Origin of the sequence: Enterococcus sp. DIV0167 (assembly GCF_050541555.1) — a bacterium.
Classification (GTDB): domain Bacteria; phylum Bacillota; class Bacilli; order Lactobacillales; family Enterococcaceae; genus Enterococcus; species Enterococcus faecalis.
The window spans coordinates 2,247,215-2,268,155 of record NZ_CP172933.1; the positions used below are offsets into that span (position 1 = coordinate 2,247,215).

General features: G+C 37.8%; 22 protein-coding genes. 2 read left to right on the top strand and 20 right to left on the bottom strand.

Annotated features, from left to right (window positions below):
• Positions 1–85: 85 nt before the first annotated feature.
• The 7 genes from thrS to IGM09_RS10750 all read right to left on the bottom strand — a co-directional run bounded on the left by thrS (position 86) and on the right by IGM09_RS10750 (position 7,889).
• A complete protein-coding gene (gene thrS / locus IGM09_RS10720) occupies positions 86–2,023 on the bottom strand; it encodes a threonine--tRNA ligase (RefSeq protein ID WP_002359397.1) in 1,938 nt (645 codons plus the stop codon).
• A gap of 396 nt (positions 2,024–2,419) precedes the next feature.
• Positions 2,420–2,599, bottom strand: coding sequence for a 2-hydroxymuconate tautomerase (locus IGM09_RS10725; protein WP_002356318.1), 180 nt, complete (start codon positions 2,597–2,599; stop codon positions 2,420–2,422).
• 118 nt (positions 2,600–2,717) lie between these two features.
• Positions 2,718–3,428 (bottom strand): M15 family metallopeptidase, encoded by a 711-nt coding sequence (locus tag IGM09_RS10730; protein ID WP_002356314.1) that lies wholly within the window; start codon positions 3,426–3,428, stop codon positions 2,718–2,720.
• Between the two features lie 97 nt (positions 3,429–3,525).
• Positions 3,526–4,638 carry a sensor histidine kinase gene (locus tag IGM09_RS10735; RefSeq protein WP_010707131.1) on the bottom strand — a complete coding sequence of 371 codons (1,113 nt, stop codon included), beginning with the start codon at positions 4,636–4,638 and terminating at the stop codon, positions 3,526–3,528.
• Positions 4,631–5,335 carry a VanR-ABDEGLN family response regulator transcription factor gene (vanR, locus tag IGM09_RS10740; RefSeq protein WP_002356311.1) on the bottom strand — a complete coding sequence of 235 codons (705 nt, stop codon included), beginning with the start codon at positions 5,333–5,335 and terminating at the stop codon, positions 4,631–4,633. Before vanR ends, IGM09_RS10735 begins: the two co-directional genes overlap by 8 nt.
• A gap of 98 nt (positions 5,336–5,433) precedes the next feature.
• Complete coding sequence (locus tag IGM09_RS10745) at positions 5,434–6,879, bottom strand: L,D-transpeptidase family protein (protein WP_033625121.1); 1,446 nt, start codon at positions 6,877–6,879, stop codon at positions 5,434–5,436.
• 146 nt (positions 6,880–7,025) lie between these two features.
• Positions 7,026–7,889: an aminoglycoside 6-adenylyltransferase gene (locus IGM09_RS10750; RefSeq protein ID WP_010776112.1), complete on the bottom strand. Its 864-nt coding sequence runs from the start codon at positions 7,887–7,889 to the stop codon at positions 7,026–7,028.
• A gap of 121 nt (positions 7,890–8,010) precedes the next feature.
• Between IGM09_RS10750 and IGM09_RS10755 the strand changes: the two genes are divergently transcribed.
• Together IGM09_RS10755 and IGM09_RS10760 are read left to right on the top strand one after the other, a co-directional pair.
• On the top strand, positions 8,011–8,592 hold the full coding sequence (locus IGM09_RS10755) for a YdcF family protein (protein WP_002359392.1): 582 nt from the start codon (positions 8,011–8,013) through the stop codon (positions 8,590–8,592).
• A 157-nt stretch (positions 8,593–8,749) separates the two neighbouring features.
• Positions 8,750–9,694 (top strand): endo-beta-N-acetylglucosaminidase, encoded by a 945-nt coding sequence (locus IGM09_RS10760; protein WP_002382461.1) that lies wholly within the window; start codon positions 8,750–8,752, stop codon positions 9,692–9,694.
• 278 nt (positions 9,695–9,972) lie between these two features.
• Here the strand turns inward: IGM09_RS10760 and IGM09_RS10765 are convergent, their stop codons facing one another.
• From IGM09_RS10765 to IGM09_RS10825, 13 genes are all read right to left on the bottom strand, one after another.
• Entirely contained in the window at positions 9,973–10,803 is an 831-nt protein-coding gene (locus IGM09_RS10765; RefSeq protein ID WP_025191999.1) for a DUF6287 domain-containing protein, read from the bottom strand.
• Positions 10,804–11,176: 373 nt separating this feature from the next.
• Positions 11,177–11,896, bottom strand: coding sequence for a YebC/PmpR family DNA-binding transcriptional regulator (locus IGM09_RS10770; protein WP_002356305.1), 720 nt, complete (start codon positions 11,894–11,896; stop codon positions 11,177–11,179).
• Positions 11,897–11,982: 86 nt separating this feature from the next.
• The gene (locus IGM09_RS10775; RefSeq protein ID WP_162782960.1) at positions 11,983–13,170 is read right to left on the bottom strand and encodes a nucleotidyltransferase; all 1,188 of its coding nucleotides are present in this window, start codon (positions 13,168–13,170) and stop codon (positions 11,983–11,985) included.
• An 80-nt stretch (positions 13,171–13,250) separates the two neighbouring features.
• On the bottom strand, positions 13,251–13,991 hold the full coding sequence (locus IGM09_RS10780; protein ID WP_002356302.1) for a class I SAM-dependent DNA methyltransferase: 741 nt from the start codon (positions 13,989–13,991) through the stop codon (positions 13,251–13,253).
• Between the two features lies 1 nt (position 13,992).
• Positions 13,993–14,331, bottom strand: coding sequence for a ribosome silencing factor (gene rsfS, locus IGM09_RS10785; protein WP_033072556.1), 339 nt, complete (start codon positions 14,329–14,331; stop codon positions 13,993–13,995).
• 46 nt (positions 14,332–14,377) lie between these two features.
• A complete protein-coding gene (yqeK, locus tag IGM09_RS10790; protein WP_002356300.1) occupies positions 14,378–14,968 on the bottom strand; it encodes a bis(5'-nucleosyl)-tetraphosphatase (symmetrical) YqeK in 591 nt (196 codons plus the stop codon).
• Positions 14,946–15,605, bottom strand: a complete 660-nt coding sequence (locus IGM09_RS10795; RefSeq protein ID WP_002379799.1) for a nicotinate-nucleotide adenylyltransferase — start codon at positions 15,603–15,605, stop codon at positions 14,946–14,948. Before IGM09_RS10795 ends, yqeK begins: the two co-directional genes overlap by 23 nt.
• A 17-nt stretch (positions 15,606–15,622) precedes the next feature.
• On the bottom strand, positions 15,623–15,934 hold the full coding sequence (yhbY, locus tag IGM09_RS10800; protein WP_002356298.1) for a ribosome assembly RNA-binding protein YhbY: 312 nt from the start codon (positions 15,932–15,934) through the stop codon (positions 15,623–15,625).
• A gap of 23 nt (positions 15,935–15,957) precedes the next feature.
• Entirely contained in the window at positions 15,958–17,067 is a 1,110-nt protein-coding gene (yqeH, locus tag IGM09_RS10805; RefSeq protein ID WP_002381381.1) for a ribosome biogenesis GTPase YqeH, read from the bottom strand.
• Complete coding sequence (locus IGM09_RS10810; RefSeq protein WP_002356296.1) at positions 17,064–17,591, bottom strand: YqeG family HAD IIIA-type phosphatase; 528 nt, start codon at positions 17,589–17,591, stop codon at positions 17,064–17,066. Before IGM09_RS10810 ends, yqeH begins: the two co-directional genes overlap by 4 nt.
• A gap of 221 nt (positions 17,592–17,812) precedes the next feature.
• Entirely contained in the window at positions 17,813–18,601 is a 789-nt protein-coding gene (locus IGM09_RS10815; RefSeq protein ID WP_002362363.1) for an acetyl-CoA carboxylase carboxyl transferase subunit alpha, read from the bottom strand.
• 1 nt (position 18,602) lies between these two features.
• A complete protein-coding gene (gene accD / locus IGM09_RS10820; protein WP_002356293.1) occupies positions 18,603–19,469 on the bottom strand; it encodes an acetyl-CoA carboxylase, carboxyltransferase subunit beta in 867 nt (288 codons plus the stop codon).
• Positions 19,470–19,563: 94 nt separating this feature from the next.
• Positions 19,564–20,934 (bottom strand): acetyl-CoA carboxylase biotin carboxylase subunit, encoded by a 1,371-nt coding sequence (locus IGM09_RS10825; protein ID WP_002373903.1) that lies wholly within the window; start codon positions 20,932–20,934, stop codon positions 19,564–19,566.
• Positions 20,935–20,941: the final 7 nt, after the last annotated feature.

Here is a 20,941-nt window from a genome sequence, read left to right on the forward strand (position 1 = left end):
CTAAGGAAATATTTAATTATTTTGTTGTTGAAAAAAGTCAAAAGGACTTCTGAATTCAGAAGTCCTTTTGACTTTTTCTCTTTTTTTAACGGCTGTAATTGTGAACTTCAGCAGCCATGCTGTCAATGAAAATTGATAAATCTTCGACAGAAGTTTCTTTGCTTCCATAACGACGGACGTTCACCGTTGCATCTTCCATTTCTTTGTCCCCGACCACTAATTGATAAGGTACTTTTTGTGTTTGAGAGGCCCGAATTTTGTAGCCCATTTTTTCGTTACGATCATCGACTTCAACACGTAAGCCTTGTGCTTGTAAACGTTCTTTGATTTCATAAGCATACTCAGAATGCGCTTCTACAGAAACTGGGATAATAGTTGCTTGAATTGGTGCTAACCAAGTAGGGAAAGCGCCTTTGTAAACTTCTGTTAAGTAAGCCACAAATCGTTCCATTGTTGAGACGATACCACGGTGGATAACAACTGGGCGATGTGTATTTTCACCATCTTCGCCAACATAAGTTAAGTCAAAACGTTCTGGTAATAAGAAGTCTAATTGGATGGTTGATAATGTTTCTTCCATTCCTAAAGCTGTTTTTACTTGAACATCTAACTTCGGACCGTAAAAGGCAGCTTCACCTTCTGCTTCAAAGTAATCTAATTCTAATTCATCCATGGCAGCTTTTAACATCGCTTGCGCTTTTTCCCACATCGCATCATCATCAAAATATTTGTCTGTATTATTTGGATCACGATAGCTTAAGCGGAAACGATAATCCGTAATGTTAAAGTCAGCATAGACTGCCACCATTAACTCCAAAGTACGTTTAAATTCGTCTTTAATTTGGTCAGGACGAACAAAAGTATGGCCATCGTTTAAAGTCATTTCACGAACACGTTGTAACCCTGATAATGCGCCAGATTTTTCATAGCGGTGCATCATCCCTAATTCAGCGATTCGAATTGGTAATTCGCGGTAACTATGAATGTCATTTTTATAAACCATCATATGGTGTGGACAGTTCATTGGACGTAATACCAGCATTTCGCCATCGCCCATATCCATTGGTGGGAACATATCTTCATGGTAATGATCCCAGTGACCAGATGTTTTGTATAATTCCACATCTGCCATAATTGGTGTATACACATGTTGGTAACCTAAGCTAATTTCTTTGTCCACAATATAACGTTCAATTGTACGACGAATGGTTGCGCCTTTTGGTAACCAGAAAGGTAACCCTGAACCAACTTCTTGTGAAACCATAAATAAATCTAATTCTTTTCCTAATTTACGGTGGTCACGTTCTTTGGCTTCCTCGCGCATTTTGATAAATTCTTTTAAATCTTTTTTATCGAAAAAGGCAGTGCCGTAAATCCGTTGCATCATATGATTGTCAGAGTTTCCGCGCCAATAAGCACCAGCTACTGAAAGTAATTTAAAGACTTGAATCCGTCCTGTTGAAGGGACGTGAACACCACGACATAAATCAACAAAATCGCCTTGATCATAGACAGTGATGATTTCATCTTCTGGTAAATCTGTAATTAATTCAACTTTGTAAGGATCATCAGCAAATAATTCTAACGCTTCTGCACGTGAGATTTCTTTACGAACGATTGGGTTATTTTCCTTCACAATTTTCATCATTTCGGCTTCAATTGCAGGTAAATCTTCCGCTGTCACAGGGGATTCCCCATTATCTGTATCATAGTAGAACCCAGAATCAATCGCAGGACCTACGCCAAATTTAATGTTAGGGAAAAGACGACGTAAGGCATTAGCCATTAAATGAGCTGACGAATGACGTAAAATTCCTAAAGCATCTTCATGATCAGGCGTCACGATTTCAAGCGAACCATCTTCTACGATAGGACGATCTAAATCGATTAAAACACCATTGAATTTACCAGCTAAAGCTTTTTTGGCTAAACTGTTGCTAATACTTTTAGCAACATCAAATGTTGTAACCCCAGAATCAAACGGTTTGACAGCGCCATCTGGAAAAGTAATGTGAATAGACATAATAAAATTCTCTCCTTTTAATTTTTTTGATTTGAAGCGTTTCATTGTGTTCCTGTTTTTCACAATGAAACGAAACAGCCACCTGTTCCCCTTGTTAAAAAACAAAAAGTCCTAGTATTCTAACGAATACTAGGACGAAAATATCGTGGTTCCACCTAATTTTGAACACAAATAATCTGTGTTCCTCTAGCGTGTTAACGGTGCGACCGCCTTTGTTTCAACAAAGGTTTCGAAAGTGGTCATCCCTTGTGCCAATCTGGAAAATTTTCAGCCAAGATTTTCCTCTCTAATAGATCGCGGGCAAGTTCAGTTGTCTTTCTCATCAATCATTTATGCACTTATTTAACCACTTATTTTCAGAAAAAGCAAGTGATTCAACAGAAATTCTCTGAAAACTTATTTTTTCCATTCGCCGCCTTGTGCATAGCGGTCTTTTTTCAATTCATTGACAATCACATGGATATTCTCTTTTGGTGCACCAGCATTTTTTGACACAGCTTCTGTAATATCTTTGACCATATTAGTTAACTGTTCTTCTGTGCGGCCTTCAATTAATTCTACATGTACAAATGGCATCTTCGTTCCCCCAATTTAAATTGCTTGTTCTGTTTGTATCATAGAGCGGGTTATGACGCTTGTCAATAAAAAATAGCCTATGTTCAGTAAAAGCTAAGATAGCTTTATTGATAAACAATTAATTATTATTTTCTGCTAAGTATTCTTCTAACGTTAGACTCGCTTTTTGAATCTCTAGTGCTGCTTTTTTACCCACATATCGATAATGCCAAGGTTCATAACTAACACCCGTAATTTCCACTTTGTCTGAAGGATAACGAAGAATAAATCCATATTTATAGGCGTTCTTTGCCAACCAAGCGTAGACTTCTTCGTCAGTAGATCGCTTACTTTGCGCATTTATATCCACTGCTAAACCTACTTCATGTTCACTAGTTCTCGGCACTGCTACCCAACTTTCAGCTGTTTCAATCGCTTCTTGTTCGCTGAATCCTTGATCTTGAAAAGCCTGTACTTTTTCTGCCATAATTTCTTTTTGCTCTTCATTTGTTCGATAACTAGAAGTGACTTCAAGATAGAAGCCTTGTCTTTTGGCATCTTTAAACATCCTGTTCAAAGCTGGATAAATTCGTTTATCCACTGCCTGTTTGTTAGGTAATTTTTTTAATTGGATTTGATAATCTTCAGGAATCTGATGCGTTTGATTTACTAATAATAATTTCCATGATTGATCGCCTTCTTCAGGAGAACTCATTTTTTCCTCTTCCTCTAAACTGAGGGCTTGCTCATTTCCTATTGAAACTATTTTTTTCTCAGCAACTTGTTTAACAGCCATTCCCACAATAAAAAGCCCTAAAATAGCGACACCAATTGTAACTTTAAATTTCATTTTTATTTCTCTCCTCTTTACTTACTTAACAAAATTAGTATAGCAAGCTAGTAAAAAGGAGCCTTCTTTTTTTTCGCAAGAATTTCTAACGATTTTCTTACAAAATCGATAAAGAAATCATAAAGGTAGTTTTTTCATTTTCGCTTTCAGCTGAAAGCACCCCTCCATGCAGCTCCACAATTTTTTTAGCAACCGCTAAACCTAGTCCTGCGCCTCCTCGGTTTGTTTGACGGGCAGTATCTAATCGGAAAAATTGTTCAAAAATTCGGGCTAATTTTTCTGGTGGAATAGTAGGGCCATGATTTGTAAAATAAATATTTACTCGTTGATTTTCATTATCAACTTTAGTGGAAAGAGAGATGGTTGTTCCTGCATAGCTGTAGTTAATGGCATTTTGAACTAAGTTATCAAAAACTCTTTGCATTTTATCGACATCAAGATGAATAGACAAAGCCTCAGTAAAATCTGTTTCAATAGTTAACTGTTTTTGTTTCAACATAGGTAAAAATTCATAACTTACTTGATTTAACATACGATCCAAGCGAACACTCGTCGGTTCTAATTCAATATTCGAGAGATTAAATCGAGCTATTTCAAAAAATTCATTAATCAACTCTTCTAAATGCTCTGCTTTTTCTAATGAAATAGCTAAATATTTTTCTCGTAATTGCGTCGAAATTTCCAGTTCATCATGAAGAAGTGTTAAATAACCAATGACTGATGTTAAAGGCGTTTTTAAATCATGTGCTAAATAAACAATCAAATCATTCTTTCTTTGCTCAGCTTCCTTCGCTTGTTGCTGGCGTAAGTTAACTTCTTGACGGATTTGATTCAACTCTTTGTCAAACTCCATTAAATTTGCTGACAAGGCTATCGGTTCTTCGGAATTCTGATAGAGTTTCCCTGTTGCCTCCAATACTTCTGTTAATTGATTGATGCTTTGCAACCATATCCGAAAAAGAATGATTACTGAACCACCTAGAATTACTAAGCTAATTAAATAAACGTAGTTCTCCTCAATTCCTTTGGCTAAAAGGTAGAGTGGATCTTCCATGCCCCATCTACGTAATCCAAACAAAAAATTACTAAAAAAATACAAGACTGCTGATAACGCCAATATTCCCAAACTAAAAAACAAAAACTTTGTTAGTAGTTGTTTAATCATTCGTTCTTTAAATTGCTGTTTTCCTGTTTTTTTCTTTTCAGTCAATTTTATACCCCACTCCCCAAACAGTTTTAATAAACTTTGGCTTCCTTGGTGGTTCTTTTAATTTTTCCCTTAAACGGCCAATATGTGCCATCACGGTATTTCCATTGTTTTCCAAATATTTTTCACCCCAGATTTCTTCAAACAATATCTCTGCTGGGACTACTTCTCCCTGACGTTCTGCTAAATACCAAAGAATTGAAAATTCTAATGGCGTTAAAAATATATCCTCCCCGTATAGTTTACTTGTATGATGTATTTTATTTATCACCAAACCATGAATATCTATTTCTGTTCCTTCTGTTTCTTGTTGTAGACTCGCCTGTGAATTATATTTACGAAAACGTCTTAGTTGTGTTTTAATACGTGCGACTACTTCCAATGGATTAAACGGCTTTGTAATATAATCATCAGCGCCTAAAGTTAGCCCAGTAATTTTATCAATGTCCTCAATTTTAGCGGTTAAAAGAATAATAGGGAAAAAATATTTTTCCCGTGCTTTTTTAACCATTTGAAAGCCATCAATATCTGGTAACATTACATCAAGTACCGCTAAATCGAACTGATTATTTGCCATTGATTCCAGAGCAGGTTTCCCTCGATAAAATTTTTCTACTTCATAACCGTCACTCGTTAAATATACTTCCAGCAAATCAGCTATTTCTTGTTCATCATCTACTAATAAAATTCTTTCTGCCATGGTTTTGCTCCTTGCTTGTCCATTTATAAATTATCTATTCAACTAAAACAGCACCAAAAAGACTGCTCATTTGCCCTTTTGGTGCTGTAAATAATCATTTATACTTCTTCGCCGTAATCCACAGGTTTATCAAATTCACCTGGTGCATCATCATAGATATGTCCGTAAATAATTACCGGCATTCCGTCATAGGATACGTCAAAGATTTTTGAAACTTCTGTTCCTGGCGTATTGATACAGCCATTACTACCAGCATCGGTTTTAAAGGCTTCTTTATCGCCGTACTTATCCAATTTATGGTCGGAGTCATGAATCCCAATTTGTGTGACAACGCCCCCTTGACTTAATAACGGCATCCAATATTTTACTGGCACACTGTATCGAGAACCATCAAGCATTTGACCTTCTAAATTCACATCGGTTGTCCGATATAAAATTGTATGGAATCCTGGTACTGTTGCAGTTCCTTTGTTATATCTGCCAGTAATGACATCTGTGGTGACTATTTTTTTGCCATCAATGAAACAATACATTTTTTGATCTTTTAAATCAATTTCAATGTAATTATTGGCAATTTTACTATTTTCTTTGGTATCGCCAACCAACGGAGCAGTGATTGCATTCGTTTGTTCTTGGCTATTCAGCGCGTTTACTAGTAGTTCTTGCGTTTTGGCCCCATCAATCGACCAGCCATAACTTCCATTGTTTTTAAAACGACGTGTCGTGCCGTGAACATCTGTAAATAAAACTGGTTGATTAGCAGAACCATATGTTGTTTCTAATTGTGTCACCCAAGTAGTTAGTTTTTCTTTGTTGATTGTGCCATCATCATTCAGCACGTTTTGAATTTGTGTTTTATCAAAGGCTACTTTTTCACCATTAATATCAACTGTAATTGTTTTATTTAACTTGTTATTGAGCGTTGTCAATGTTGCCTTTAACGTTTGATCCTCTTTTGTAATTTCAGGGGCTTTATAAAAATCTTTGGCATTGTATTGATAGTTGCCTTTTCCCGCTTCAACATCCGCAATAATCTGCTGATTTAAGCGCTGTGTGTCCACTACTGTGCCTTGTTCTTCGGGAACAATTTCAAAAGTGCCATTGCCTCGACGGATACTCGCATTTTTGCTTGGTTTCCCCTCTGAAAAACTCAAAGTTGCTAATTTGGCTTCTAGTTCTTTTTTGAATGCCTCGTTTAACGGTAGCTTCACCTTGCTACTGTGTAAATGGTCTTTTAAAAATTTTTGATCCAATTGGTATTTTTTAGGAAGTTGAATTTTTTCTTCTTTTGTCCCCGTTTGAACCACAACTTCTTCGGTTTGATTAACTTGCGCTAATTTTTCTTCCGCTGCATTTACATTTAACCAGCCTACAGAAACTCCATTTACTTTTGTAGTTGGTAAAAAGTGACTTTGAAAATAAACATAGCTGCCCCCAGCAACCAGAGCTAGTCCAACCAAAGAAGTAATAATTACTTTCTTTTTATTATTTTTTCCTGATTTTTGACGACGTGTATTACGCACTTGCATTTCTTCTTTTTTCATTTGTTCATCCTTTATATCAATAATTTTAGGTTTATTTCTTAGAGTCTAGGCAACAAACAACTGCGGTGATCTACAATCAAAAAAACTTCCCTTTCTCTCGCAGATTAATTTTTTCAATTATACACTATTTTTACGTTGTTTTCAGCTTATTTTCCTTGTAAATCCTTTAATCTTAAAGAATTTGTATACTCTGTGACTTTTTTTGCTTCTTGTAAATGATACGTAAACTGGGCCATTTTAGCAAAATCCTGAGCGACGACGTCAAAAAAGGCTTGTGTCTTTATTAAGCTGTTCCAACAAGCTTCTTTACTAGAAAAATCCAGCAACGATGCTAATTGATCCATCGTGTCAGGAGTGACATAATTTTTCAGATACTTAAATTGTTTCCCAACAGAAATTGGCTCCGGTTCCTGCCAAGCCGCTTGCCAAGAAAGCAAGCGCAACAGTTCCTGCTGACAATATTCATAGAGATGTGTGACAGCGTAAAATAGTTCATTCCGACAAAGCCCCTTAACTACATACGTACTAACCCACCAAAATTCATTGCAACAATCGTTAAATTGCTGCTGATTCGGAACTGTTACTGTATAATTTTTATCAGATGCTACAGGTAAAGGTGGCAAATTTTCATCTTTGTCTAACAAGATAATTGCTAAAGAATCGCCTTCATGCCAATTGTCTTTTTCTGCGAGAGGACACAACGTTAAATCGATACGTTGACCATCTTCAAATAACATTAAAAATGTTTCCCGCGTCTTCGGTTCTGTGGGAAATAAGGTCATTTCCTTGGGACGTTGCATAATTAATGGTTGACCAAATTTTGCTGTCCACGTTGCTGTTTCAAAAAACTCAGCACATGGTTCTACAATATAAACAATGTCGAAATCTTGAAAACTATCTTTTGGCGCTTTCACATTCGTACGAGAACCCACCATTCCCACGGCTCGAATGTGTTCTTCTTGTTTTGCTACATCCATAATAAGTTGAAACATTTCTTCTTCTGTACGCATTCACTCGCTCCCTCTCTTCAAAAGTTTCTATTAAAACATAGATTTTTTTATAAGTCTTTTGTTTTCTATCGCTTTTTCTATGGTACTTCGTATACACTAACATTACAAGGAGGGATGTTTCATGCATTGGTTAAAAATAACAAGTTTATCCATTGTCAGTTTTGGCTTTTGTATTCTTTTGATTTTAGGTCTACTTATTTTTACTGGCAAAAATACGCAACCCACCGATAAACCAGATGCTATTTTAATTTTAGGGGCCCGTGTTTTAGGGACGTCTAAAGAAACCGCACTGCCCAGCCGTGTTTTGCAAGCTCGGTTAGATGTGGCTATCCCCTATATTAAACAACACCCCGAGACACCCGTTATTGTTAGCGGAGGGCAAGGAGCAGATGAGCCGGCTACGGAAGCCGCGGTTATGAAACAATACTTGCTAAATAAGGGTGTTCCAGAAAAACAGATTCTCTTAGAAAATCGTGCCACACGCACCAAAGAAAATATTGTCAATTCACAAAAACTCCTTTCTTTTAAACGGCTAGTGATTGTTACTAGTGACTTTCACATGTATCGCTCGCAACTTTTAGCCAAGCGAGCAGGCATCTCAAATGTTTCAGGCATCACTGCGGCTTCTTCTTTTCCAAAAGATATCAAAAATTTTGGTCGAGAGCTGCTTTCTTTAGGCTATGCCTTACTCTTTGATTGGTAAAAGAGCGTCCTTCGCAAGACCATTTTGCGAAGGACGCTTTTATATTCTGTGGATTTGCTCACTTTTGTTCTCTTCTTCTTGTGTTTAAATTATAAAAATGATAACATATCTTTGTTAGCGCTTACAAATAATATTTATTTTATAGGAGGAGAAAGTTATGGGGCATCAATTGAGCACTCATTTTTTTAACAAGAAAACAGGGATTATTTCAACTTTTTTAAGTTTGATACTTTTAGTCGGTGGTTTACTGTTTGCACTACCTGCATTTGAAGTACAAGCAGCATCAACTGTTACACCTAAAACAGTCATGTATGTAGAAGTAAACAACCACGATTTTAACAATGTGGGAAAATATACTTTAGCTGGAACCAATCAACCTGCTTTTGATATGGGGATTATTTTTGCAGCCAATATTAATTATGATACGGTCAATAAAAAACCTTACTTATATCTAAATGAACGGGTCCAACAAACTTTAAACGAAGCTGAAACACAAATTCGTCCAGTTCAAGCACGCGGCACTAAAGTCCTATTGTCTATTTTAGGCAACCATGAAGGCGCTGGCTTTGCTAACTTCCCAACTTACGAAAGTGCGGATGCCTTTGCAGCTCAATTAGAACAAGTCGTTAATACGTATCATTTAGATGGTATTGATTTTGATGATGAGTATGCTGAATACGGAAAAAATGGAACGCCTCAACCAAATAATTCTTCGTTCATTTGGTTACTTCAAGCCTTAAGAAATCGCTTAGGCAATGATAAATTAATTACTTTTTATAATATTGGACCAGCGGCTGCGAACTCTTCTGCTAATCCTCAAATGAGTTCTTTAATTGATTATGCTTGGAACCCTTATTATAGTACCTGGAATCCGCCACAAATTGCGGGGATGCCTGCTTCTCGTTTAGGTGCTTCTGCCGTTGAAGTTGGTGTCAATCAAAATCTAGCTGCGCAATATGCTAAACGTACGAAAGCGGAGCAATATGGTATTTATCTAATGTATAACCTCCCAGGAAAAGATTCATCTGCGTATATCTCGGCGGCGACACAAGAACTTTATGGTCGAAAAACGAACTATTCACCAACTGTTCCAACACCTTAATATTATCTCGTGTCTACAAGCGCCAACATGTAAAGAGTTAAAAGCCAGCTTACTACAAGCTGGCTTTTTGGTATCTTGAGCGAATCGTTTTACACAAAAAAAGACCCGCCCTTTGGGTAAGGACGGGAAAGGAGTTAAAAATGAAAAAGTGTTTTGTGTTGTTAAGGTTGTTTGTTGATATGCTTATATCTTACAAACTAAATGTGAAGATTTTGTGATCATTTCATTCTTATTTTGCTACTTTTATAGGAATTAAATAGATTGCCACGAGACTATCTTTAGTTGCCTTGTGCATCCGTTATTCTGACTGCTCCTTGTGGTGTTACTCTGAAAAAACCGACAGTCCCAGTCCCTCCATTTGCAACCATCTGTTTCGATTGGGCTCTAAAAAAGAAGTCATTTCCATTCATACCAAAAAATCCAAGGTTCGTATCATCATTTTCTGCATCAGTCAGTGTACTTCTGATACATGCCTCTGCTTTTTCTTGTGTATCGATGATTTTTGCCTCTTCATTTTGGTCTTGAATTTCCTCTTCAGAAGAACGATAGTAATACTCTTCCGCAGGATAATTTCCACTATCTTGAGTAATTAACAATCGTGGTTTCGTCTTATCCGATTGGTCGCCGTTAGGATTTTCAACACCAATTTTATATAATAATAACGCAGCACCAGTAGGCCCCCACCTAATACTTAAGCTTGTAATTGGTCGCGACTCATCAGTAGGTGAATCCTTCGTAATCATTCCTCCGGTATTTGTACTACCATCAGGATGAATGATCAAACTCTCTCCTTTACCATTTTTCCATGTTCCAACTAAAGTAGTAAAATCGCCAGCATTAATCGCTGTAGTATCTAAATCAGCTACAGTTAGCTGACTATTGTTTTCATCAGCTGTCGGCTCTTCATTTTTCACTGATTCGTTAGACTCGACACTGCTGCTCGCTTGTTCGTTTGTCTTATCAATTGTTTCACTTGTTTTTTCATTCGTCTCTTCAACTTTAGAGGATGCCTCAGTTGAAGCGGTTACTTTCTTTTCTTTTGGTTCCCGACAAGCAGTTAATGATAAAACCGCTAGCCCGACAAAAAACGCTAGCATTCCCTTTTTCACGCCTATTCACCCCGTTCAATGATCTATCTTACTAGACTATTGTACTATTAATTCAACTGTTTAGACAAATATTTATGGAACAGACAAAAGTTGAACCTGTCATTGAATGCTTTGTGTCACATGGACTTATCAATCAACTTTCTTTTTTCTATATATTATATGAAAAAAAAAGAGCCTGGGACAAAAATCACTTTGGATTTTTGTCCCAGGCTTAAAAATTGATAAACGGCGGGAACAGAAGCAACTCCTTCGGAAATAAGCCGAAATTCTCCAAAAATTATAGAACAATTTTCGGAAATTCCTTCTTATTTCTCGGAGTTAAACGCTTCTGTCCCGACCTCTTTCTAAATCTTAAAACAAACGAACAAATGGATTATTCAGGTAAATCTACATTATGATGAACTTTTTGAACATCTTCTAAATCTTCTAAAACGTCTAACATTTTTTCAAAGTTCGCCAAATCGTCGCCTTCTAATGTTACTTCGTTTTGTGGAACCATTTCTAACTCAGTAACCGTGAATTCTTCAATGCCTTTTTCTTTTAACGCTTCTTGTGCATGGTGGAAATCTTCTGGTTCTGTGTAAACGATAATTTGACCGTCTTCTTCAACAACATCGCGAACATCAATGTCTTTTTCCATTAAGTATTCTAAAATTTCATCCGCATCGTCACCAGCAAAGCCAATGATACCTGTATTATCAAACATGTAGGAAACAGCACCGCTGACACCCATGTTTCCGCCGTTTTTACCAAATGCGGCCCGCACATCTGCTGCTGTTCGGTTCACGTTGTTTGTTAAAGCATCAACAATGACCATTGAACCATTTGGCCCAAATCCTTCATAGCGTAATTCAGAATATTGTTCATCTGCTGAACCTTTTGCTTTTTCAATAGCGCGATCAATAATATGTTTTGGTACATTGTATGTTTTGGCGCGTTCGATTACAAACCGTAATTTTTGGTTTGCATGAGGATCAGGGTCTCCTGACTTCGCTGCTACGTAAATTTCAATCCCGAATTTTGCATAAACACGGCTATTGTTTGCGTCTTTGGCAGCTTTTTTCTCTTTAATATTTGCCCATTTACGGCCCATATTCTCACTTCGCTTTCTCTGATTTGTTGTTAGTATCTTATCCCTTGTTTATTATACTGGGGAAACTGATTTTTGTTAAGTATTTTTTAGGTATCTGGCGAAAATCGTAAGGGAAACCGACCAAAATTTTGTTCTTTTAAAGAAGAATCTCCCATCTGGTATAGTTGATTGGCGCGAATATCTAACGAAAGCATTGCGCGGTTTTCTTTAGATACTTTGGAAATTACCGGCAATTGAATCTGTGCTTTGGTTTCTTTTAGATAAGCTTGTCCCTTTGACGTAAATCCTAGCACATGGAGATAACTGTTTTGCCAAACAGTTTCAACTTCTTCTTTGGTCATATTTAACAATATATAGGTTGCTAATCGTTGCAATCTTGTCCAAGTATAACGCTTCGTTTTCATACGTTCCATTAATTCGTGAAAAGAACCTGCTGCTTGGATTTGATCTTTTAGTCGATATTCAAGTCCTTCCGTCATTTGGTAAATGGCTTGTAACTCTTCTAACGAGGATTGAACAATTTTATACTTTAGGAAGGGCCAATAGTTTTCCCATGAAATCATTGTCTGTGTTTGTAAATGTTGTGCGGTTATAGAAGGAACCGTTGGCAGCACTTGCGTTATTTCTTGTTGAAAAACACTTTGCCTAATCGCCGTGGCGCTAGCAACTTTCCCAGAAATCGTTGCATCATGAAAGCCCGCTTGTTTTCTAGCAATTGGGTAGAGCGTCATCGGGGTTGGATACGTGGCATTTTCCTTTGCATAACTCATCCCCAAAATATGATTAGGCGAAGAAAAATCAAACCTGCTTTCAGGATATACTTGACGAAAAACAGCAGTCATTTTTTGTGGATAACTCAATTGTTTGTCTGTCAATGCGTGGAACGTTTGATCAATTAAGGATTGATTTTCTTGGACAAACTGGCCGAAAGCCGCATAATCAATTGCGCTTGTACTATCTGTTCCAAAACATAAGCTCTCACATTGCAACGCCTGCAATAACTTTATACCGCCTTTGGCAAAGTAATCCGCAGACTGTACCGACCAAGCTGTCGGCAATTCAATGACTAAATCCACACCATTTTGCAAAGCTTCTTCTGCTCTGGCCCACTTATCTAGTAAGGCTGGTTCTCCTCTTTGTAAAAAATTTCCACTCATTATAGCAATCACTACTTCAGCTCCGCTTTGTTGGCGAGCTTGTTGGGCATGATAGCGATGTCCATTATGAAAGGGATTATATTCCACGATAATGCCACAGGCTTTCACTCTAGCCACCTCCGTTATAAAAAAATGGACTTATCAGCAAAGAGACAAACGTTTTTAAGCGCTGTCCCAAGCTCATAAGCCAAATCTTATTAATCTCTTTGACAAACAAAGAACCAGCGTTCACTTGTTTCAGTTGGTGCTTCATCTGTAAAATCTGCATAAACTTTGACATTCATGAAACCAGCACTTTCTAACATTCGTAGATAGTTATCTAACGAATAGGTTCGTTCTTGATGCAATTCATCATACCGAACAAAGTGTTCATCTGTTTCCTGTTCTTTCACAAAAAATGTTAAGAAATGTTCGATGCTGTGTTCTTTTTCACCAGCGTAACTATCCCATAGAAAAGCAAATTCTTCTGTTTGATAATGATAGCTATATTCTGGAAAAACTGAATCAATTTTGTAAGTAGAATGAACATCAAAAATGAACGTTCCTTCCTCTTCTAACGCTTGATAAACTTCATCGAACACTTGTTGTACTTCTTGGCGATTAGCCATGTAGCACAGTGAATCAGAAAAACAAGTGATGGCTTGGTATTGTCCCACTTCAGATAAATCTAGCATATTTCCCTGAACAAATTGAACTGGCACTTCTTCTTCAAAAGCTCGTTCACTAGCAATCATCAACATTTCTTCTGATAAGTCTAAGGCTGTCACATCGTAACCACTTTTTGCAAAATCAACTGCTAAAGCGCCTGTACCACAAGCCATTTCAAGAATTTGTTGGGTTCCTTGTGGGAGATGACGATTGGAAAAATCCAACCATTTTTGGTATAGGCTTTCGTCCATCACTTCGTCATAGACGAAAGCAAACGTTTCATAGGCCATTTTAGTCGACCCAAGCGCTTAGATCAACCATTGGGGCATCTGACCATAATTTTTCTAAGTTGTAAAAGGCACGTTCTGAAGATTGGAATACATGGACAATAACATCGCCTAAATCGATTAAAATCCATTTTCCGCCTTCTTTACCTTCCACACGCTTGACTTCTACTTGATTTTTGGCTTCTTGTTCGTTAATTTCATCAACAATCGCATTGATTTGACGTTCACTATTGGCTTGGCAAATTAAAAAATAATCTGCTAATAATGAAATCTCTCTTACGTCTAATGCGACAATTTCTTCTGCTCGTTTTGAATCTGCTGCTTTGACAGCAATTTCTAAAATTTTCTGGCTATCTATGATAGTTCCCTCCTAGTAATTCTTTCTTCTTTTATTTTTGATTAACGACCCATTGATTGTAGGTCTCTAACGTTTTTGGATAAATTTTATGTTCTTGTTCAATCAAATGTAACAAGGTATGTTTCGTTTCATAAGCAACCGCTGCATCTAAGTCAACAAGGGCAATTTCACGGGCTTCTTTCACACCTGGAAAATCACGTCCTGGTTCAATGTAATCTGCGACATAAATAATTTTATCTAGCAAGCTCATCTTAGCAGCCCCAGTTGTATGCACACGAATTGCCTGCAAGATTTCTTCGTCATCAATGGCTAATTCCCGTTGAACAATATCCGCCCCAACTAAGCCATGCCAAATTTCATTGCCATAGTTTAATAAAGCCAAATCAAAACCATCTCGGCGAATAATCAACTCGAATTCATCGTTTGGACGTTCTTTGGCGTAATCATGCGTCAAAGCAGCAATACTGGCTTTCGCTTCATCGGCACCATATTTCGCTGCCAAGGCCACAGCTGTTTCCTCGACTCCTAACACATGGCGAAAGCGGCGTTCACTCATTTGCATTTGAACTTTTTGCATTAATAATTCACGTTGTGCAGCATCATAATTTGTTATCCAGCTCATCTTGATACAGTCCCTTCTCTTGAATATAGTTTATCACATTCTCTGGAAGAAGATAGCGTGTTGAGCAACCACTTTTGACTTTTTGTCTAATCAAAGTGGAACTAATCGCCATCTGCGGAACATCGACCCAAATAATTGGATAGGTAGATTCCGTTGGATAATTAGGACGCCGAATGCCGACAAATTGAACTAAATGGAGTAAGTCATCAATCCGATGCCATTTGGGCAAGTATTCCACCATATCTCCACCAATTATAAAATAATAATCAGTATCTGGATTGGCTTCTTTTAAAGCTTTCATCGTATCATACGTGTAACTTTTGCCTTTGCGAATTAATTCAATTGGCTCAATATCTAAGCAGGGATTATCAGACACCGCTAGTTCTAACATTGCTAACCGATGTTCGCTGCTAATTGTTTTCTTTTCGTCTACATGTGGTGGTAAGTACGTAGGCATTAAGTAAACTTTGTCCAAACCTAGTTGATTTTGAACTTGATCGGCCATGACAAGATGTGCTAAATGAACGGGATTAAAATTACCACCTAACAAGCCGACTTGCTTTCTTGTTTGAAAACGTAACGGTTCCTCTTGCAAGAGAACGTCCGCTCCTTGACGCGCTTGTCTTTTTTCTCCCATTGTTCATCCCTCCAATATTAAATCTCTTTGACTGCTGCTGAAATTTTTTGATATTTTTCTTTACTTGATGGCTTGAATAAGACCAACACGCGACCAATAATTTGTACCACATCGCAATGAATGGCTGCTGTTAGTTCTTCTGCAACCTCTTCTGCTACTTCATCTGTATTTTGTAATAACGTAATTTTAATCAATTCACGTTTTTCCAACGCTTCATCAATTTGTGTAATCATTGCGTCATTCAAACCACCTTTGCCTACTTGAAAAATAGGTTGTAAATGGTGTGCCTGACTACGTAAATAACGTTTTTGTTTTCCTCTAAGTTTCAAATTGTTTGCCTTCTCTCTAAAATTTAAATTAATGCTTTTCTACGTAAAACATCGACACCTTTAGGCGCCCAACCAGCGACTACACCAGGTTCTGTGACAGTAATCCAACCCAGACCAGCAAACACAATATCCGTTTTTTCTTTCACGGAAAATTCAAAGCGCACTAATTCAGGAAACTCAGCGACTTCATCGGCACGTGGAGGCTGCAATAAGCCACCAACATGTTTTTCATAAAAAGCATCGGCGGTTGCTGTTTTTGTTCGGTGTAAATTTAAGTCATTGGAAACGTAGGCAATGAAGGAACTTTTAGCACCTTGGACATAATCAAAGCGAGCCAAGCCACCTAAAAACAAGGTTTGTTCAGCATTTAATTGGTAAACTTTTGGTTTGATTTCTTTTTGCGGTGCAATAATTTTCAAGTCTTTTTTACCTAGGTAATGTGCCATTTGATGACGGTGAATAATTCCCGGCGTATCGATTAAGAAGTGGCCATCGTCTAATGGAATTTCAATTTTATCTAGCGTTGTTCCAGGAAATTGTGATGTCGTAATCACATCTTGAACACCCACTGTTTGTTGAATGATTTGATTGATTAATGTTGATTTTCCAACATTGGTCACACCTACGACATAAACGTCTCGGCCTTCACGATATTTTTCGATTGTATCTAATAACTCTTGCATTTCTTGTGGTTTCTTGCCACTTGTTAGTAAAACATCAACAGGGCGTAATCCTGCTTCATGGGCCCGTTCTCTCATCCATTGAACCATTTTAGGTTTTTTTAATGATTTAGGCAAAATATCCACTTTATTGCCAACTAACAACACAGGATTATCTCCGATAAAACGATGTAGTCCTGGAATAAGAGAGCCATTAAAGTCAAAAATATCCACTACGTTCACAATCAGTGCATCTTCTGTTCCTAAACCATTCAATAAACGTAAAAAGTCATCATCTGTTAATTGGACATCTTGAATGTCATTATAATGTCTTAAGCGAAAACAACGTTGGCAATAAACTTCCCCTGTTTCCATTCCTTTTTCGAAAGCTGTTTTTGGTGTATAGCCTAATTCATGAGGATTTTCCGTTTGGATAATCGCACCACAGCCAATACAATGAATTGCCTCTGTCATTCTAATCCGCCTCTCCATGTCATTTCTGGATGTTTTTTTGATAAGTATTTCATAATTTTCCGTTCAAAGAACCGATTGATTCTAGTATTCCAGCCATCTGTATCGACAATCGGTTGAACTAAAACATTGCGTATACCCGCTGCGTTAGCTCCCCGAATATCTGTCATAATCTGATCGCCGACCATTAACATTTCAGATGGCTTCAAGCCTAATTTTTTTTCTGCTAATTTGAAGCCACGTGCGGTTGGTTTCAAGGCACGTGCTACATAATCTAAGTCAAACTTTTCAACAACGCGTTTAATCCGGCTGTCTTTGTTGTTTGAAACAACAAGGACGGTAATTCCTGCATTTTTCATCTCTAATAACCAAGTTTTTAATTCTTCTGTTCCATCGGGGTTATTCCAAGCAATTAACGTATTATCTAAGTCAGTTAGTACTGCCTTAATCCCCAGTTTTTTTAATTGTGCGGGGGTAATTTTATAAATCGCATCAATCATCCATGTCGGTTTATATTTTGAAAACATCGTGACTCCTCTCACTGACACTATGTAGTTTCTTCGATTTTAAGAGACTGAAACATAACTAAACAATTATGCTTCAGTCTCTACCTATTGTATTATACTGCATTTTGCTGAAAATTTCTATAAAGGACGGTCGTTCCTTGTAAAAGAACAAGTAAAATAAAAGAAAAAATAAAAAAAGCCACCCATCAACCCCTGAAAAGTTCGTTGATGAGTAGTAACTTCTAATATTTGCGAAAACGTTGGTATCTTTTTTCTAGTAATGTTTCCGTATCTAATTTAGCTAATTCAGTTAATTTTGAAATGAACGCTTTTTGTAACATGCGATTAATTTTTGCTTGTTCCAGAGGCTGACCGTTCATAACTTCTGGAATTACTTTATCTACAATAGCTAATTCCTTCAGCTCTGTCGCTGTGATTTTCATCAATTCTGCTGCTTCTTTCGCACGACTGCCATCTTTCCACAAAATAGAGGCGAAACCTTCTGGCGAAAGAACCGCATAAATCGTGTGTTCCAACATCCAAACTTCATCTGCGACTGCTAAAGCTAAAGCACCGCCACTACCGCCCTCACCAATGATGACTGAAATGATTGGCACTTTCAAATCAGACATCTCTAACAGGTTTTGCGCAATGGCTTCCCCTTCTCCCCGCTCTTCGGCACCAATCCCACAATAGGCACCAGCAGTGTTCACAAAGGTAATGACTGGGCGATTAAATTTTTCTGCTTGTTTCATTAAACGTAACGCTTTGCGATACCCTTCAGGATTAGGTGAACCAAAATTACGTTCAATATTTTCTGGTAGATTTCGACCTTTTTGGATACCTACCACTGTAACTGGTTTCCCTTGCAAAGTAGCAACACCACCGACTACAGCTAAATCATCGGCAAAGTAACGATCCCCATGAAATTCTAAAAAGTCCTCAAAAATTGCTTCTATATATTCTAAAGTTGTCAAACGATCTTGGGCTCTTGCCAAGGTAACAACATCATTGGCTGTTTTCTTTTCCATGTTAGCGCCACCCTTCCAAAGAATGTAAACGTAACAAGTCGCTCAATCGTTGACGCAAAAGATTTCTTGGCACAATCTGATCTACAAAACCATGTTCTAAAAGAAACTCGGCCTTTTGAAAATCATCTGGCAACTCTTGACGAATCGTTTGTTCAATTACACGGCGGCCAGCAAAACCGATTAAACTCTGAGGCTCTGCCAAAATAATATCGCCATCCATCGCAAAACTTGCGGTAACACCGCCAGTCGTTGGATCAGTCAATACCGTAAGATACAGCAAGCCTGCTTTGTTATGCCGTTGCAAAGCGGCCGAAATTTTCGCCATTTGCATCAATGAAAAAATTCCTTCTTGCATACGGGCACCACCAGATGCAGTGAAAATCACCACTGGTAAATGCTTTTCTGTCGCCCGCTCAAACAAGCGTGTGATTTTTTCACCAACAATCGTTCCCATACTGCCCATGATAAAATTAGCGTCCATGATTCCAATTGCAACAGCTTGTCCTTCAATTGTTGCTTCTCCCGTTAAGACAGCTTCATCTAGCCCAGTTTTTTCTTGCATTTTTTCAATTTTTTCAAGATAACCAGGAAAATTTAGTGGATCTTTTGTTACTAATTCACTGTCCCAATTGTGGAAACTCTTTTCATCAACGGTTATCGCTAATCGTTCCCATGCACCAATCCGAAAACTATAGCCACAATGCGGACAGATTTTTTCTGCACCCATTTCTTTTGTATACAGTGTTCGCTTACAAGAAGGGCATTTTGCCCACATATTATCTGGAACAGAAGGCTTCTTTGATGCATCATTTGCATCAGCACGATTTGGATTAATGCGAATGTAATTTTTCTTTTTAAATAATGCCATTTGCTTACTCCTCGTATTTTAGCGGCAAGAGCTCAGCTCCTTTCAAAAGATCACTGATCTTTCCAAGCAAGAGAGCTCTTGCGGCGTTCTTTCTTTAATGATTGCTTTCTGGCTCCCAATTTGGTAGAAATGTTTCTTGTAAAAAGCTTGTGTCATAGTCACCTGTCAAAACATTGTCATGTGTAATTAAATCTAATTGGAATTCGGCATTCGTAATAATACCTTCTGTTACAATTTCATTTAAAGCCCTTTGCATTTTCATCAAGGCATCAAAACGATTTTCACCATGTACGATGACTTTCGCAATCATTGAATCATAATAAGGCGGAATTGAATACCCTGAATACATAGCGCTGTCTACACGCAAGCCCATTCCACCACTAGGCAACAAGAGATTTTGAATTTTACCTGGTGAAGGAGCAAAATTAAAGGCAGGATTTTCAGCGTTAATTCGGCACTCAATCGCATGCCCAGTCATGGTAACATCCTCTTGGGTATAGCCTAAAGGTTCACCTGAAGCAATTTCTAATTGTGCTTTGACTAAATCAATCCCTGTTACCATTTCCGTAACTGGATGTTCGACTTGGATGCGGGTATTCATTTCCATGAAATAAAAGTCGCCAGCTGGATCCATCAAAAATTCAATGGTTCCGGCATTTTCATAATGCACAGCTTGTGCCGCTCGAACGGCCGTTTCGCCTAACATCTGACGCTTTTCTTCAGAAATAGCAATCGATGGTGATTCTTCTAACACTTTTTGATTATTTCTTTGTAGTGAGCAATCACGTTCCCCTAAGTGAATCACATGCCCATATTGATCACCTAGAATTTGCACTTCGATATGACGTGCTGGATAAATAATTTTTTCTAAATACATATCATCATTACCAAATGCGGCTTTGGCTTCTTGCTGCGCTGAAGTAAAGTGTTTCGGTAACTCTTCTTTTGAAAGAACTTTTCGGATTCCTTTTCCGCCACCACCAGCAGCTGCCTTTAACATCACTGGGTAACCAATTTTTTCAGCAATCGTCAACGCTTCTTCGACAGAATCAATGACGCCATCACTCCCAGGAATAACAGGTACCTTGGCTTTTTGCATCAGTTGACGTGCGTTTATTTTATTGCCCATTGCATCAATCGTTTCTGCTTTAGGACCGATAAAAGTAATGTTACATTCTTCGCACATTGAAGCAAATTGACTATTTTCAGATAAGAAACCAAACCCTGGATGAATCGCTTCAGCATTGGTAACAATCGCTGCACTTAAAACAGCTTGAACATTTAAATAAGAATCAGTTGCTTTCGCCGGTCCAATACAAATGGCTTCATCTGCTAACTGTGTGTGTAACGCTTCTTGATCCGCTTCAGAGTAAACAGCAACTGTTTGAACGCCTAATTCGCGACAGGCACGAATAATACGAACAGCGATTTCTCCGCGGTTTGCGATTAATACTTTCGAAAACATTTTTCAC